Genomic DNA, 14,474 nt, shown 5'->3' with positions numbered 1-14,474 from the left:
GTAAGTATGGAGTAAGATGTTCAGCAGATGAACCGTGTAGCTTGGTAGCACGATTCGCTATTATTGGAAAGTGCAAAGTGCGTGTGTGGCGGAATTGACTATTGAACAGGAAAGCTTTTCCGTAAAGGCGGATAAACGGTTTTTTCCCGCCTTCACGGCATGGCGCGTAACTGCGTTTTCCAGGGGCGTGCAAGTGAATTTTGAGCTTGCCGCCGGAGGGGAAAAAGAGCATGAATGGGGCGCATGAAAGCTCTTGTAAAAACGCAGGCAGGTCCCGGTTTGGAATTGATGGATGTTCCCATGCCGGAAGTCGGCCCGAACGATGTTCTGATTAAGATTCACAAGACGGCCATTTGCGGCACGGACCTCCATATCTGGAACTGGGACAAATGGGCCCAGCAGACCATTCCCGTGGGCATGCATGTGGGGCATGAGTTTTGCGGCGTGATTGAGTCCGTGGGGTCCTCCGTGACCGAGTACAAGCCCGGGGAGATCGTTTCCGGAGAAGGACACATCGTCTGCGGCCACTGCCGCAGCTGCCGCTCCGGCCAGAAGCACCTGTGCCCGAATACGCAGGGCGTGGGAGTGAACAGGCCCGGATGTTTTGCGGAATACCTTTCCATTCCCCAGGACAACGTGGTGCGCATTCACAAGAATATTCCGATGGAAATCGCCTCCATTTTCGACCCGCTGGGCAATGCCGTCCATACGGCCCTTTCCTGGGACCTGGTGGGTGAAGACGTCCTGATTACGGGCGCCGGCGTCATCGGCTGCATGGCCGCCGCCGTGTGCAAGAAGGCCGGAGCCAAAACCGTGGTGATTACGGACATCAACGATTTCCGCCTGGGTCTGGCCAGAACCCTGGGAGCGGACCGCACGGTGAATGTGACCCGTGAAAAACTTTCCGACGTGATGAAGGAACTGGAAATGACGGAAGGGTTTGACGTGTGCCTGGAAATGAGCGGCGCTCCCTCCTGCCTGAAAGACATCATCGATAATTCCCGCAACGGCGCGAGCATTTCCCTGCTGGGAATTCAGCCGGACGGCTCCAGTATCGAATGGAACAAGTTCATCTGGAAAGGCCTGAAGATGAAAGGCATTTATGGACGTGAGATTTTTGAAACATGGCACAAGATGGATTCCATGATCCGCAGCGGCCTGGACATCGCCCCGATCATCACGCACCGCCTGCCTTATACGGAATTCAGGGAAGGCTTTGAGGCCATGAATTCCGGCAAGTCCGGCAAGGTGGTGCTGGACTGGGTCAACTGATCCGGCCTGCCTCCAGTCGCATTTGCCCCGGCTTTCATTGAAAGGGAAGCTGGGGCTTTTTTTGCAGAAGGGTCAGGCGGTTTTCCGGGATGCGTCCGGAGTCTGTGCGGCCTGGGCCAGTTTCCGGCGTTCCTCCTTCATACGGCGCGCGTAGCTGTCATCGTCTTCCTCAAAGGCATCCGGATGCGTCAGTCTCAGGCGCCGGATGACTTTTTCATGGTCCTGCGGAGAAACGATGTCCGTGAACAGGCTGCCGTGAAGGTGGTCCACTTCGTGCTGCAGGCAGCGCGCCAGAAGGCCGTTGCACTTGATGGCAACGGTCCTTCCGTTCATCAGGGTAAGCGTGGCTTTTACGCAGGAACGCCGCATGACGTCCGCATATACTTTGGAAATGCTCAGGCATCCTTCCCGGTACGGTACTTTTTTGCCGAAGGGATGCAGGACCGGGTTGATGAAGTTCAGCGGCATAAGCTGCGCCAGCGTGGCGGGGCTGCCGTCCACTTCAAGCCACGTGGTGGAAGTGTCCGTGAGGGGAATGTTGATGGTGACCATCTGGATAGGACGGCCCACCTGCGGCGCCGCCAGTCCTATGCCTCCCTGCGCCAGCGTCTCCTGCATGTCTTTCAGGAAGTTAAGAATATCGGAATTGATATGGACGATGGGACTGCATTTCTCCCGCAGGGCGGGATGCCCGTATTGCAGAATGTCAAGAATCACGGCAGGTATGGTGTTGAACAGGTAATAAGGTGCGACTGTCCGGAAGACGGAAGCGTTCATTTTTTTCTATAATGGATGGGGTGTGGAAATCCAGCGGAATAACTCTGACAGCAAGATATGCCTCAGCAAGTTTTTTGCGGATGGAATGAAAAGGCCTTGAACTTTGTGCCGTCTTTTTTACGGTAACCATGCAGCCCGATGCTGCCGGGGCTTGTCCTCGTCAACGTTCCTCCCTCATGAAGCACAGATTCCATCTCTTTTTATTGTTGAAATTTTCCTTGCTGGGGGGCGTATGCGCCCTGGCGCTGTGTTCCTGCGGGGACAGGAAGGACGGCCCCGCCCAGGCTGAAGAAGACGGATCCGGGGAGCTTTCCCCGGTGGAATCCTATGAGGAGCTGCTTTCCCTGCGGCTGAGGGATGTGGAGCAGATGGCGGATTTGATTGTCTCCGTACAGGACCGCGACAGGGGGGAAGGCGTGATGGAGGAACTGGGACGGCTGGCGGAACGGCAGAAGCAGTATGAAGTAAATTGCCGGCAGCTTCTTACCCTGAATCCGGACATTCAGGCGCTGTCCAGGGAGAGGCATCCCGTTTTTCACGCCATTCTCCGGGAACGTGTGGTGAAGGCGCACTCCCAGGTGATGGAGCAGCTGTTAAGGATTCATGACGTCAAGTATTACGGTTCCGCCGTGATCAAGGATGATTTGGAAAAGTACGGCCTGAAGCTGACCAATAAGAGAATGGCCCAGTACCTGAACAGCAGGATGCTCCCTTCCATGGAGGCTTATCTGGCCCAGTATTCCTCCATGGTGGATATGCTGGAGGGCATTGACTGCAAAGTGGCCGCGGATGCGTATGCCGTGTCCCTGGCGCTTCAGGGCCGCATGGTGCAGGAGCAGGCTGTCAATGTGTTGCGCATGGAACAGGCTTATCAGGCATGGCTGCCCGGATTTGAGAACTATTACCATAAAGGGCTGGCGAAGCTGAGGGTAAAGGCTGACGCGGAGTGCAAGCGCTGCTTCCGCGCCCTGTTGAAACTGGCGACTGCCAGGATGTATGATTCCCCCCTGCTGGCCAAGACGGTTGCGGGAATATGGGTGGACCATCCCCTGATGATTGATTCCCCCGAATTTTGGAACGATCCCATGATGACCATGGAGGAATTCTGCCTGTCCCTGGAACGCATCAACCTTCTTTTGCAGGATGTGAAGGACCCGGAGACGGCGGACAAGAGGGCCATTGAGTTGGTGGAGGTTGTTTCCCGCCTGAAAAGGCTGCGCAGCCATATAAACCGGTTCCAGGAGTCCGGAAAAATGGAGACAGTGAAGGCAAATGACCTGGAACGCGTGAGCCGCCGGGCGGAAGATGCGGAAATGACCGTTTCCGGGGCCATGGCCCGCCTTATTGTGGAAACGGACGTTGTTACCCGTTCCCCGCTTCTTTCCCATGCCCTGGGTTTTTACAGGTATGTGATGTACGCACGCTAACGCGGTGTACGGGGAACTTGTTGACTTCTTCCGGTGAAGAGCGACAATCGGGCCATGATGGATTCTGATTTTTCCGGCAAGGTGGTCGTGGTGACGGGAGGTGCTTCCGGCATTGGCCGGGCCATTGCAGAGGCTTTTGCCGCGGCGGGAGCCCTGCTGGCCGTGATGGACGTTGACCATGAGCAGACGGCCGGACTTTTGGATGTTCTGGAGGGAGAGGGCCATATCTGCGTGACGGGTGATGCGGGTGTGGAGGAGGACCTTCGCTTTTTTGCGGAAAAGGTGCTTGAGCATTTCGGCCGCGTGGATGTGCTGGTGAACAATGCGTGCATCAGCCGCCGGGGCATTCTCTCCGGTTGTTCCTATGAGGATTTCAATGAGGTTCTGCGCGTAGGGGTTTCCGCCCCTTATCTGCTGTCCAGCTTGTTTCTGGAACATTTTCCCCGCGGGGCTTCCATCGTCAATATAGCTTCCAGCCGCGCGTTCATGTCCCAGAAGGACACGGAGAGCTACAGTGCCGCGAAAGGCGGGATCATCGCGCTGACGCACGCTCTCGCCATGAGCCTGGCGCCGCGGGGCGTGCGCGTGAACAGCATCAGCCCCGGCTGGATTGATACGGGAAAGTTCGGCACACTGACGCGGGAGGATGCCCGGCAGCATCCCGCAGGGCGCGCGGGCGTTCCCGCGGACATTGTGAAAGGGGTGTTCTTCCTGTGCCTTTCCGGATTCGTCACTGCGGAAAACCTGGTCATTGACGGCGGCATGACCCGCATGATGGTGTACCACGGGGAAGAAGGGTGGACATACAATCCGGACGCTCAGGAAGCGGAGACTTCCTGACGGACGGTTCCCGTCTGCCTTTTCTGCCGCTTCACGGCAGCGGTTCCGGCAGGGCTTCCACTACAATCACCTCGAATGGTTCCAGCTCCATCCGGACGATTTCTCCGGCGCGGAATCCGGAGAAGGGGAGCCGCTTTCCATTGGGGGAAGTAGCGGAATAGCTGCGCGGTGCTTCCGGCGGCAGTTCAAAGACGGCGCCGGGATCAAAGCTCCAGGTGCGCCGTTCCGAGGAAGGATTGCGGATGGTGAGAAGCCCCTTGGCCGGAGACCATGCGGCCCAGCCGTACACCTGCAATTCCATGGGGCTGCCGCCCACCCAGTGTACGTCCACCAACGTTTCATTGTTCTCCCTGGCCCAGATGGCCGCCCTGGCCAGGGTATCCCACTGGGACGGCTCAAGCAGCTGGGGCGTCATGTAAATCTCCTGCATTTGCGTGCCGGAGCCGAAGGCTGACCAGATTTCATCCTCCAGGTCCGTCCCTTCCACGGTATCCAGGCCGCGGGCCTTCCGCGTGTAAATGATGCCGTGGTTCATCAGGGAATTGATGGGGAACAGCGGGGAAACGGCCACGTTATTGTTGAAAATGCGTGAATCCCGGAACGTCATCCACTTCTGCCTCATGGTTCCTTCGCCAATAAACTCATGGTCCCAGCCGCCGCGCCACACGGAATCCGCGATGCCGAACCAGAAGGGGGAGGCCCACGTGCCCGTGGTCAGGTTGATGAACAGGTCCGGCCGCTCGTCGCGCAGTTCCCCCAGCAGATGGATGACGGCCTCGAAATCGCTGGCGAACCGGCTGCCGGGAAGCTGCGTCTCCTCCCCGGAAGTGCCGTCCAGCTTGAAATGGTTGATGCCGTTGTCCCGGATCATGTGCAGGCACATCTCCTTGAAATAGTCGTAGTACCTTGGACCGCTCAAGGCAAAGCCGCGTTCGTTTGTTTCAAAACAGTCTCCGGCGGCATTCAGCCGGTTCTGCTTGGGCTTGCCGTAGCCGCCCCAGGGAGAGAACCACACGCCGGGACCGGCTCCGTAGGAGGCGGCAAGCTTGTTGACATTGCGGAACTCGTGTTTGAACCCTTCGTTGAACTCCCAGAGCGTTTCCGGATTGTCCCAACCGTCGTCAAAAAGGATGGAATCCAGTACGGCCCCGCGCTTGCGGACCAGCTCTTCACCGTACAGCCGCACGGCCTCCGTGGCAAAAGCTTCGTCATAGCGGTCGAACAGGGTGTCGTACCACGTGTTGTAATTCAGAAAGGCTCCGTAGGGCCGCGCACGCTCCTCGTTCAGGTATTGCAGCTGGAAGGTTCGGCGCAGCTGGCCGGGAGCGGCTACCCCCAGCACGGCGGAAACATTTAAATGCGTGCGGGAGGCAATATCCGTCTTGCGGGAAATTTGGGCCACCAGTTTTCCTTCCTCCTCCCCGTTGAAGGAAAGGGGACTTTCCACCCCGGCAAACAGCCTGCCGCAGAACGCCGTGGCCGGAACGCCCTTCACGCTGCCCCTTTGCTGGATATCCGGAGCGGACAGTTCCAGCACGCGCACCATGCGGATGGGGCAGGCCCACTGCATCGGGCAAATGTCCAGCATGATACGGACGTAGGGGGATCCTTCCCTCAGTTCCGCAGTCCAGGTGACGGCCAGGCCTTCCGTCTCCCAGGCAAAGGGGACCGTTATCTTCACGCCGGAACGGCGGTCCGCCAGCCTGCGGCCCTGGGGATTGCCCGGGATTTCCTCGCCAGCGGGCGTTTCCGCCATCAGGCTGGCCGCGGAAATCTTGCGCGGGCGGGGGCGCGGAGCATCGTCCGTGACGCCGTCTTCCTTGATCCCGTAATCCAGATGGATGCTGAAAATATCATCCCCGAAGCGGTAGGCGCAGCCATTGAGCTTGTCCGTAAACGTCACTCCGGCGAGCCTTCTTCCCGCCGTGTGTACCTTGATTTCAATCCAATCGTTGGCGGCCGTCAACACGCCGGGAATATCCAGGGAAAGGGAACATGCGCTCATGAAAAAAAAGCTAGGGCCGCATCCGCTGGAAGTAAAGCCGGGAGTGTGCGGCATTCCCGGCTTACTCCGGAAAAAGACTGTTGCGGACCGGGTATAAGATGCCGGAGGACCTGCGTGGAGGAAGGCCGTTTTTCCGGAATAAAAGATATTTCCCCCTTTCATCAAAAAAGGGCTGCCCGGCCTTGTAACGGCGGACAACCCTTTGAAAAGCTGAAAAAATAAGAAGGGGAAAATTTATCGGATGGTGACGCGGGGATCGTTGGCCAGAACATCGGCCAGTTCATCCCAGCCGTCTTCCGTCTGGAGCTGGAACATCTGCAGGTAAACGGAAGCCACGCCGGGGGAGTATTTTTCAAACAGTTCGTCCACGGCCTTGGAAAGCTTTTCCTTGTCCAGCGTTTCCGGCAGCTCGTTCACGATGCCGTTGCCGTCGTGCGGGATGCCCAGTGTATTCAGGAAGGTGATGAGCATGTCCTGATGCTTGCGGAGCAGCCAGACCTGAAGCAGGTGGTCGCCGATCTCGTTGCTGGGCTTCCATCCCAGCATTTTCTTGATGAAGGAGAACTGTTCCTGCAGGGGCTTGCGCTGGATGAACTCCGGACGGAGTTTTTTCAGGGCTCCAAGTTCACGCACGGCGGCGCGGTAAATGGCGCGTTCCTGGTTGCGCATCCAGTCCAGAATGTCGCTGATGGTCTGTTCGTCTGCTTGTTGAAAAATGTAATATGCCTTCATGATGGATGATGAAAGAAAAGCTCCTTGAGGTCATGAACTCCATCATGTTTCCCCGGTCTATGCAAGCTCTTCTACTGTCACCTGCCGCGCTTGTTTCCGAATACTGCCGGGGAGGGGAAAAAAGAAGACCTGTTGCAAAAAAAGACTTGCTAAAAGGGGTGGCATGTGATTACTTGCTTGCGCGCTTCTCGCGACGCCACTGTAGCTCAGGGGTAGAGCAACGCATTCGTAATGCGTGGGTCGTCGGTTCAATTCCGACCAGTGGCTCCATCTTCCGGGATGGAATCAGCCGCGTGAACAGCCGGATACATGCCTCGTTAGCTCAGTTGGTAGAGCAGCTGACTCTTAATCAGTTTGTCCACGGTTCGAGCCCGTGACGGGGTACCATCTTTCTTAAAGTCCGGTCTGCCTGCGCAGTGCCGGGCTTTTTATTTATTAAAGTACAGAAGGGAGACTGTTTCAGGAAAGGTTCCCTGGTTCCGGGAAATGGCTGAATTCAGATATTTCACGGACGGAGTGTCAGGTATGCACTTGTACTTGCATTCACGGTTGGGCTGGGAGCCTATGTTTCATTCCTCTTGGAATGACGATGCTTATGTTAGCCATCACCTTTTTCCCTGCTGTATTATTGGGTAACAGAGGAGGAATATGCTGACATCGTATAGGGAATATTTCCTGTCCATATATTTCGTGTGTAGAATAGATTACTTGCTTATTGATCCAGCCATAAATTGGGATCGACATCTCTTTCATAGATATTGCCAAACGGGGGAATTGCCCGCTTAAATTGTTTGATAAATCCTCTTGGTTTAGAAAATCTATCCGAATTGGGATGAGGAGTATATCCTCGTACTTCCAATCCATATGAGGGACATTGGAAAAGGTAAAGTGCGGAACGGACATTCTTGCCTTCTTGTTGCCCCTCTGCCGGAATAAATAAAATAATATACTTTTTTGTATTCAAAACACTTTCCTTGCAGTACAGGTGCCGATATTCTTTTGTTTCCTCTGTATGGGGAGAGAGGGAATATCCCATATAATAGAATCCTTTGCCATGGAGTTCCTCATCGACTTCTTTCCAGAGTTTGCCTATATATTCTTCCCGGTCCCGATCAAGCCATGCGTTTCCCAGCAATACATCCCCGCAATTGAGTACGTAAAGGATACATAATATACTCGTGATAACGGATGAAATAATACTGACAATGATGGTTTTCATACGATGATTTTTTAATGAATTCGTAATTGGTTTTATCCGTTATGTTGGGAATGAATCAGTTCATTCTTCTGATTCGTTATTACCAACTGGCTCTGAGATTTATTTTTTAGAATTTTTCTTGTCTGACAATATTTTGTCAATTCCATTTACTTTAAATGGAATGCCTTGGTATATCAACATGTCCGCTCCTTCTTTATGATCAGGTCGTCCGTACCAGTATAATTGGAGGGTACCAATATATAAAACAGCACTGGGGGCCAAGAGCAGTTCCGTTCTAAAGCTGGCAATCTTTTCTTTCTTCATATACATTATAGCCTGTTTTTTTAATGCATTGGCGATTAGATTTTTTTCTGCTGGTGTAAAATGCAAGGTATCTTCTTTTTTCCCGGAGAAAAAGAATCCGGATATCCTCTGGTTTTTTTCATTGAGTGCATTGTATAATGCTTCATTGTGTTGGAGAAACTGGCTGGCATCCATTTCTAAATGGCCGGTATGGCAAATGAAACAACCAAGAATGATCAATATAATTTTTTCATCATGTTTTTACCTAAAATTTAATTTTTGGAAATGATAATCCTGAAACTAATCCTTGTAGCAATAAAGAAATTGAATTGTCAATACTTGTACATTTTCTATTTTACTGACAGCAAGTTTTTTGCAGGGATATTTTCAACAGGTATCCAGACACACTAATTGAGATGCAGACGGATTTTCCGTGAATAAACGATCTGCAATTCTATTGGCTGATTAATGTGGATCTCCTGGCTGACGTTTCGTCCATTTGGAAATAAAATTTTTGAGATATTTTATTGCCTTGATTAATGAAATAATTAAATAAGATGCAAAAAATCCCAGGCTTGTTCCTATGATAAGAACTAAAAGGGGATGGTCAGTTGTGAATTGGTAAAGGCATCTGACGCATTCATCATTTATAGGATGTGTCTGCTGTGTGGCTAATGCTACCTGGACCGATGATAAATATGCTTGGGTCCAAATAAAAAATAGTATTGGTATAAGAATTTTAATAATCTTTATAGGGAGTAGTGATGCAGAATTTTATTCTGGGTTTTTATCCCCGTGTCGCATGGAAGGGGCTAAGCTGATCTTCCATTGATGCCGGGCATGCAGAATGTCCTGCTGCGCAGGAGTAGTACGGTTTTAAAGAATCAACAATTGTAGGGAAATAGAATTTATTCATATTTCGCTTCTTGATCAACTTGACGGGAATTTTCGTTCCTTGGTCCAGTCCGCTGGAATCAAAGGTATTTTCAAGCCAATCATCTTCAATATGAAATTGATCATTTTATTGTATTTAGGTTGATAGTATTTGAGTGCATAAAATTTTTCAGGATATATCATGCGGTCAAAGAATTCTGTTCTCAACTCGAGTTTTATTTTAATTCCATCTCCAGGTGATTTGCCTATTTTCAGGAGCCTTGAATTGATTTCATCTATGTTTTCTTCCGTAACTAATATGTCTATGGAGCTTTGTGGAAAAACAAGCAATAGATGCTGATTGCTGTCTATATCCAGAGAGTCGGTTTCCCACCATTCAACTATATATTTTAGTTGGCTATGATCAAAGTCTATCATTATCAAAATAAAATTGTTTGTCCTGGCGTTATTTGTATACGATGAAGTCTGTGGCGGGTCTTGGAGAGACAGGCCCCGACGCCGCAGGCCTTTTCCCTTCCAGTCCTGCTGCCACATTGTAGAATCAGGCGGTGGTATCCCCTCCGATGAGGCGGGAAGGGTCAGTGGTGATGTTTTCTTCGTCCATCCTGAAAGGGACCTGGGTATTTTGGTCGTTATCGTTGGAAAAGAAGCAAAGAGGGTGAATGATTGCGCGGGGTTCAGTCTTTTTCTACCATACCTATCTTATGAATAACAAGGAATGTTTTTGGGACGTCATTGATTCAGACTGAAATCTTACAGCAGGGGGGAAGGCACCGGTTCTTTTCCCGGAAGAACCAGTGGTTCTGATCGGGCGTGCGGGAATGCCGGTTTTGGTGATAAAGGCATTGCCATATGTGTTTCAATGATTTGTGGGTAATGTGGAATTTCCCGTTATCCGAATGAAAAGCACTTGACCTGTTATTTTATAGGGAAGATGGATCTTTTCCATTCCCAAATATGAGAGACGGTTGAAATCCCGGCGGGGCGCGTCAATGAACAAGATGCCTGCGGGATGTCGCCAAGTGAAGCAGTCTTCCTCTTTTGATTGCCTGGAGAGCCGGAGTAATGTACGAATACGGGAGTGAAGGAAGGCTGCGTTCAGGATTGCTTTATGGCCGGGTGTCCGGTTCCGGGACGCGGCGCAGGCCGGAAGGCCGGAACGTGGCTTGTGTTCAAGAGGGCGCTGATGAGACGTTTTCTGGGGCAGGGAGGCCAGGATGATTTTTCCTTTCCGGAAGGGTTTCCGTTTTCCCTGCGGGAAGGTGATGAGGACCGTGCCGTTACTCCGTCCGTTCTGGGGGATTTGCTGGAGCGCAGCATGACGGACGCACGTGGAACCGGGACGGTCTATACGCCCGGGTTCCTGGTGCGCTGGATGGCGCGGGAGGCGGTTTCCCGCTGGATGGATTCCGCTTTGTCCGCCAGCCATGAAAAAGGCAGGGAGGCGGAAAGGACCCTGTTGAAGAGGGTCCGGGTGCTGGATTTGTCCGCGGGTTCCGGGGCGTTCACCATGGGGATTCTTCATGAACTTGTCCGCCGCAGAAAGATTTTGGAACCGGAGTGTTCGGAAGCCGCCCTGGTGCGCGCGGCCGTAGAAGATCATGTTTACGGGGCGGACATCTGCGCAGAGGCGTTGGACGTGGCGCGCTTCCGTTTCCGCTGCGCCTTGCTTGCCGCGGGTGATGACACCCCTTTCCGCGATCATTTAATCTGCGGGGACAGCCTGGACCTGTTCGGCGCCGGAGTGCGGCGGGATGTGTTGGCCAGCGTCATGAAGGAGGGAGGGTTCGATCTGGTTATAGGCAATCCTCCTTTTATTGGGGAAAAGGGGAACAAGGAGCTTTTTGACAGGCTGAAGGCTTCCCGCATGTCCGCTTATTGTTCTTCCCGCATGGATTACTGGTACGTGTTCGCCTGCCTGGGCATGGATGTTCTGAAACCCGGCGGGGTGATGCACCTGGTGGTGCCCAACAAATGGATGGCCAATGCCGGAGCGGCCCCCCTGCGGCGGAAATTGTTGGAGGAATGCGGAGCGCTGCGCTTGTCCGACTTCGGAGCCTGCCGGGTGTTTGAGTCCGCCCGGGTTCATACCATGACGCTTCTGGCGGAAAGGAAAAAAAACGGGGATGAAGCTCTTGTCCCTGAATACCGCCGTTTTTCCGGAGAGTCGGAACATGTGGAAGAGTTTCTGGAAAACACCCCTTACCAGTGCTTCCAGTTGCCAGAAGACCGGTCCGGGTGTGTGCAGCAGGGCCTGTTTTTCTGTTCCGCCGCGGAAAAGGCGGTTTTGGAGAAGATGGAGGCCCTCAGGAATTTTGAGCTGGACCCAATGCACGAAATGGCGCAGGGGATTGTACCGAACCCGGACGTGGTTTCCTCCCGCGCCCTGGGAAGTCTGCCCCCGGAAACAGTGCGGAGTTCCGGCATCCGGCGCGGGGAAGGCGTGTTCGTGGTGCCGCGGGAGTTTTTCACCCGTTTACCGGAACGGGAACGGTGTTTTCTCAAACCCCTTTATGAACCCGTGCTGGCGGAGCGGTATGGCTTGAAAGAGCCGGAAAAGGTTCTTTTGTACCTGACGCCGGAGAACGGCTCCGAGCGGGCACGGACGCTTATCCGGCATCTGGAAAAGTTCCGCCCCCTGATGGAGTCCAGGCGGGAGACCCGCATGGGGCGCATGAAGTATTACCACGTGCACTGGCCCAGAAAGGAGGCGTTTTTTCTGCCGGGTCCCAAGATACTGGCTGCCCGCAAGTGCGCGCGGCCCACGTTCACCTATACGGAACGGGAGGCCTATGTGATGATGTCATTCAATGTGATACGCACGGAGCGCCTGAGCATGAAGTATCTTGCCGCCCTGTTCAATTCACGGTTGATGCATTTCTGGTTCCGCCTGCGCGGCAAGATGCAGGGGGATTTTTTCCAGATGGATACGGCGCCCATCCTGAGAGCGCCCGTCCATGTGCCTTCCGCCTCCGCTGTTGCGGAAGTGGATAGGCTTTCCGATACCCTTGCCGGGCATTATTGTCCGGAGGGGGATGAACGGATGAACGGGCTTATTGAAGAGATTTACGGTATTTCCGCCGAAGAAAGAGCGGTCATTGTTCAGGCAGTTTCTCCGGCTCCGGTCGGGAAGGGAAACAGGCCAGAATGACGATCAACAGGAACCAGACGTTTCCCACGACGGCCAGGAACAGGGTGGTCGTGTCCATGCTGCCGTCCATACTGTACCGGAAGCGGTCGAAAACCATCCATTTGATGAGGCCGGCGATTCCCAGCGCCATGTAGCCGTACCCCCATGCCGTATGGAATCCGGCGTCGCGGAGCCTTCTGATGATGGCGCTCCAGAAGGGGAGGTAGACAGCCAGGAATACGACCTGCATGGTGATGATGAAGTACATGAAGTGCTCCTGGGCTATGGCGTGGAATACTTCCTGGTTGTCCGTGGCAAGAAGTTCCTTCCACGGCAGGGACGCGAGGGTCAATACGGTTCCCGCGAGGGAGAGAAACAAGGCGCCAAGAAACAGGAACAGATTGAATCCCCAGAATTCGCGGCGGGAGGACTTGCCGGAGAAGTCGACATATTTTTTCGTCAGGCACAGGATGAAGTTTTGCCAGAGGGAGGGGCGGGTTGGAGCGTTCATCATTTTTTCATTCATAGCACATGTCATGGGAGGCGGCAATGGCAAACGGAAGATCGGGACTTGATTTTCAAAAGCATCCCCGTATGGTGTGCGTCCTGCAACCCTGAGTTGATCCGATCATGATGCCTGTTTGCCTGAGGAATTGCCTGTTCGGCGCGTGCTGGTACGCGGCCTTGAGTGCGGCGGATGCCGGCATTCCGGCCATGCAGGGGCGGGAATCCCTTTCTCCCCCGTGGTGCGGAGCTCTCGCCCGCGGACCTGTTCTGTACCGGGATGATTCCTCCTGGATCCGGAAGGTGAAGCTGACCCTGATCGGCCAGTATCAGACGGCGGCCGTCAGCCCCAACGGCTCCAACAGGTTTTGTCCGGGTTCCGGGGGCCATAACAGCGAATGGCGGCGCGCCTATCTGGGGGCGGACATCCTGCTGGGCGACGGTTCCTGGCGCTTGTCGAACCTGACGAACGTGGGGGACCTGGAAGGCCGCCACCGTGAAGTGCGCGGAGAGTGGACGGGAAGCCATACGGAATGGTCCCTGTATGAACTTTATCTGGAAAAGACGCTGCCCGGCGTCAAGCTGCGGGCCGGCAAGCTGACCCCGCACCTGACTTCGGAGTATTGCCTTCCTTCCTCCCGGATCAAGACGGTGGAGAGGTCCGCCATCTGCAATGAACTGATTCCCATTTCCAATTGGGGATTTGAAGCCAATTTCCAGAGAAATCCTAAAAGCCTGTACCATTCCTACGGCGTGTACCTGAACGCGAACGGAACGGATTTGACGGATGAAATCCAGTTCCATTCCGACGATAACGTGTTCGCTTTGGTCGCCATGAAGTGGAACGTGGCTTCCCCCATGTGGGATTCCCAGAGCCTGGGATACCAGTACGCCCATAATTTTACGGAATGGCGCGGCAGGAAGATTGCCTCCGGTTCCGATTACCAGGGACCCGGTGCGCAGGATGTGCTTTCCCTGAGCTGGGACGCAAAGCGCGGCAATCTGGCCGTGATGGCCAATTTGCTGGCCGGGGTGGGAATCGTGGGACAACCGGGAGCCAAAAATGTGTACGGACTCGTTTTACAGCCGGTTTACCGGATTTCCCCGCATCTGGAAGGCGTTTTCCAGTATCAATGTTCCTTTGGGGACGGCTCCGTGCGGCTGAACAGCCGTTATGTCCCTTCCGTGACGCGCTATCCCGCATGGGTGGACAGCATGAATTCCTTTTACCTGGGCCTGAATTGCTATCTGTGCCCGGAGTCCATTGATACGGTAAAGCTGATGCTGGGGCTGGAGTACGTCACCAGCCATACGGATTCCGCCACGGCCAGGGCCTTTAACGGATGGTCCCTGTACGGGGCCGTGCGGTTCAAGTTCTGAAAATCCGGGAGA

General features: G+C 53.9%; 12 protein-coding genes and 2 tRNA genes. 7 read left to right on the top strand and 7 right to left on the bottom strand.

Annotated features, from left to right (window positions below; all coding sequences use genetic code 11):
* Positions 1-234: 234 nt before the first annotated feature.
* Positions 235-1,272, top strand: a complete 1,038-nt coding sequence (gene tdh, locus HMPREF3039_RS04005; RefSeq protein ID WP_067569079.1) for an L-threonine 3-dehydrogenase — start codon at positions 235-237, stop codon at positions 1,270-1,272.
* A 72-nt stretch (positions 1,273-1,344) separates the two neighbouring features.
* On the opposite strand, the gene def is transcribed toward tdh, so the two are convergent.
* Positions 1,345-2,049: a peptide deformylase gene (def, locus tag HMPREF3039_RS04000; RefSeq protein ID WP_067569076.1), complete on the bottom strand. Its 705-nt coding sequence runs from the start codon at positions 2,047-2,049 to the stop codon at positions 1,345-1,347.
* A gap of 203 nt (positions 2,050-2,252) precedes the next feature.
* On the opposite strand from def, the gene HMPREF3039_RS03995 reads away from it, so the two are divergent.
* Both HMPREF3039_RS03995 and HMPREF3039_RS03990 read left to right on the top strand, forming a co-directional pair.
* Positions 2,253-3,476, top strand: coding sequence for a hypothetical protein (locus HMPREF3039_RS03995; RefSeq protein ID WP_197483296.1), 1,224 nt, complete (start codon positions 2,253-2,255; stop codon positions 3,474-3,476).
* Between the two features lie 54 nt (positions 3,477-3,530).
* Entirely contained in the window at positions 3,531-4,316 is a 786-nt protein-coding gene (locus tag HMPREF3039_RS03990; RefSeq protein ID WP_197457188.1) for an SDR family oxidoreductase, read from the top strand.
* Positions 4,317-4,347: 31 nt separating this feature from the next.
* Here the strand turns inward: HMPREF3039_RS03990 and HMPREF3039_RS03985 are convergent, their stop codons facing one another.
* The gene (locus HMPREF3039_RS03985; RefSeq protein WP_147550070.1) at positions 4,348-6,321 is read right to left on the bottom strand and encodes an alpha-galactosidase; all 1,974 of its coding nucleotides are present in this window, start codon (positions 6,319-6,321) and stop codon (positions 4,348-4,350) included.
* Positions 6,322-6,555: 234 nt separating this feature from the next.
* The gene (locus tag HMPREF3039_RS03980) at positions 6,556-7,053 is read right to left on the bottom strand and encodes a hypothetical protein (protein ID WP_067569069.1); all 498 of its coding nucleotides are present in this window, start codon (positions 7,051-7,053) and stop codon (positions 6,556-6,558) included.
* A 195-nt stretch (positions 7,054-7,248) separates the two neighbouring features.
* On the opposite strand from HMPREF3039_RS03980, the gene HMPREF3039_RS03975 reads away from it, so the two are divergent.
* Positions 7,249-7,323, top strand: a tRNA-Thr gene (locus HMPREF3039_RS03975).
* A 41-nt stretch (positions 7,324-7,364) separates the two neighbouring features.
* Positions 7,365-7,440 (top strand) — tRNA-Lys (locus HMPREF3039_RS03970).
* Positions 7,441-7,765: 325 nt separating this feature from the next.
* On the opposite strand, the gene HMPREF3039_RS13575 is transcribed toward HMPREF3039_RS03970, so the two are convergent.
* The 3 genes from HMPREF3039_RS13575 to HMPREF3039_RS03955 form a co-directional block, all read right to left on the bottom strand.
* Positions 7,766-8,272, bottom strand: coding sequence for a hypothetical protein (locus HMPREF3039_RS13575; protein ID WP_147550073.1), 507 nt, complete (start codon positions 8,270-8,272; stop codon positions 7,766-7,768).
* Positions 8,273-8,371: 99 nt separating this feature from the next.
* Complete coding sequence (locus tag HMPREF3039_RS03960; protein WP_067982607.1) at positions 8,372-8,794, bottom strand: hypothetical protein; 423 nt, start codon at positions 8,792-8,794, stop codon at positions 8,372-8,374.
* 690 nt (positions 8,795-9,484) lie between these two features.
* A complete protein-coding gene (locus HMPREF3039_RS03955) occupies positions 9,485-9,982 on the bottom strand; it encodes a hypothetical protein (RefSeq protein WP_067569060.1) in 498 nt (165 codons plus the stop codon).
* A gap of 652 nt (positions 9,983-10,634) precedes the next feature.
* Between HMPREF3039_RS03955 and HMPREF3039_RS03950 the strand changes: the two genes are divergently transcribed.
* Positions 10,635-12,599 (top strand): Eco57I restriction-modification methylase domain-containing protein, encoded by a 1,965-nt coding sequence (locus tag HMPREF3039_RS03950; RefSeq protein WP_167506798.1) that lies wholly within the window; start codon positions 10,635-10,637, stop codon positions 12,597-12,599.
* Here HMPREF3039_RS03950 and HMPREF3039_RS03945 read toward each other — a convergent pair.
* The gene (locus HMPREF3039_RS03945) at positions 12,544-13,092 is read right to left on the bottom strand and encodes a DUF805 domain-containing protein (RefSeq protein WP_067982615.1); all 549 of its coding nucleotides are present in this window, start codon (positions 13,090-13,092) and stop codon (positions 12,544-12,546) included. The genes HMPREF3039_RS03950 and HMPREF3039_RS03945 overlap by 56 nt on opposite strands.
* Positions 13,093-13,208: 116 nt before the next feature.
* Here HMPREF3039_RS03945 and HMPREF3039_RS03940 point away from each other — a divergent pair, with 116 nt between their 5' ends.
* Complete coding sequence (locus HMPREF3039_RS03940) at positions 13,209-14,462, top strand: hypothetical protein (RefSeq protein WP_067569053.1); 1,254 nt, start codon at positions 13,209-13,211, stop codon at positions 14,460-14,462.
* Positions 14,463-14,474 lie beyond the last annotated feature (12 nt).

The organism is Akkermansia sp. KLE1798 (assembly GCF_001580195.1).
Lineage (GTDB): Bacteria > Verrucomicrobiota > Verrucomicrobiia > Verrucomicrobiales > Akkermansiaceae > Akkermansia > Akkermansia biwaensis.
This window is presented reverse-complemented; position numbering and strand designations above follow the sequence as displayed.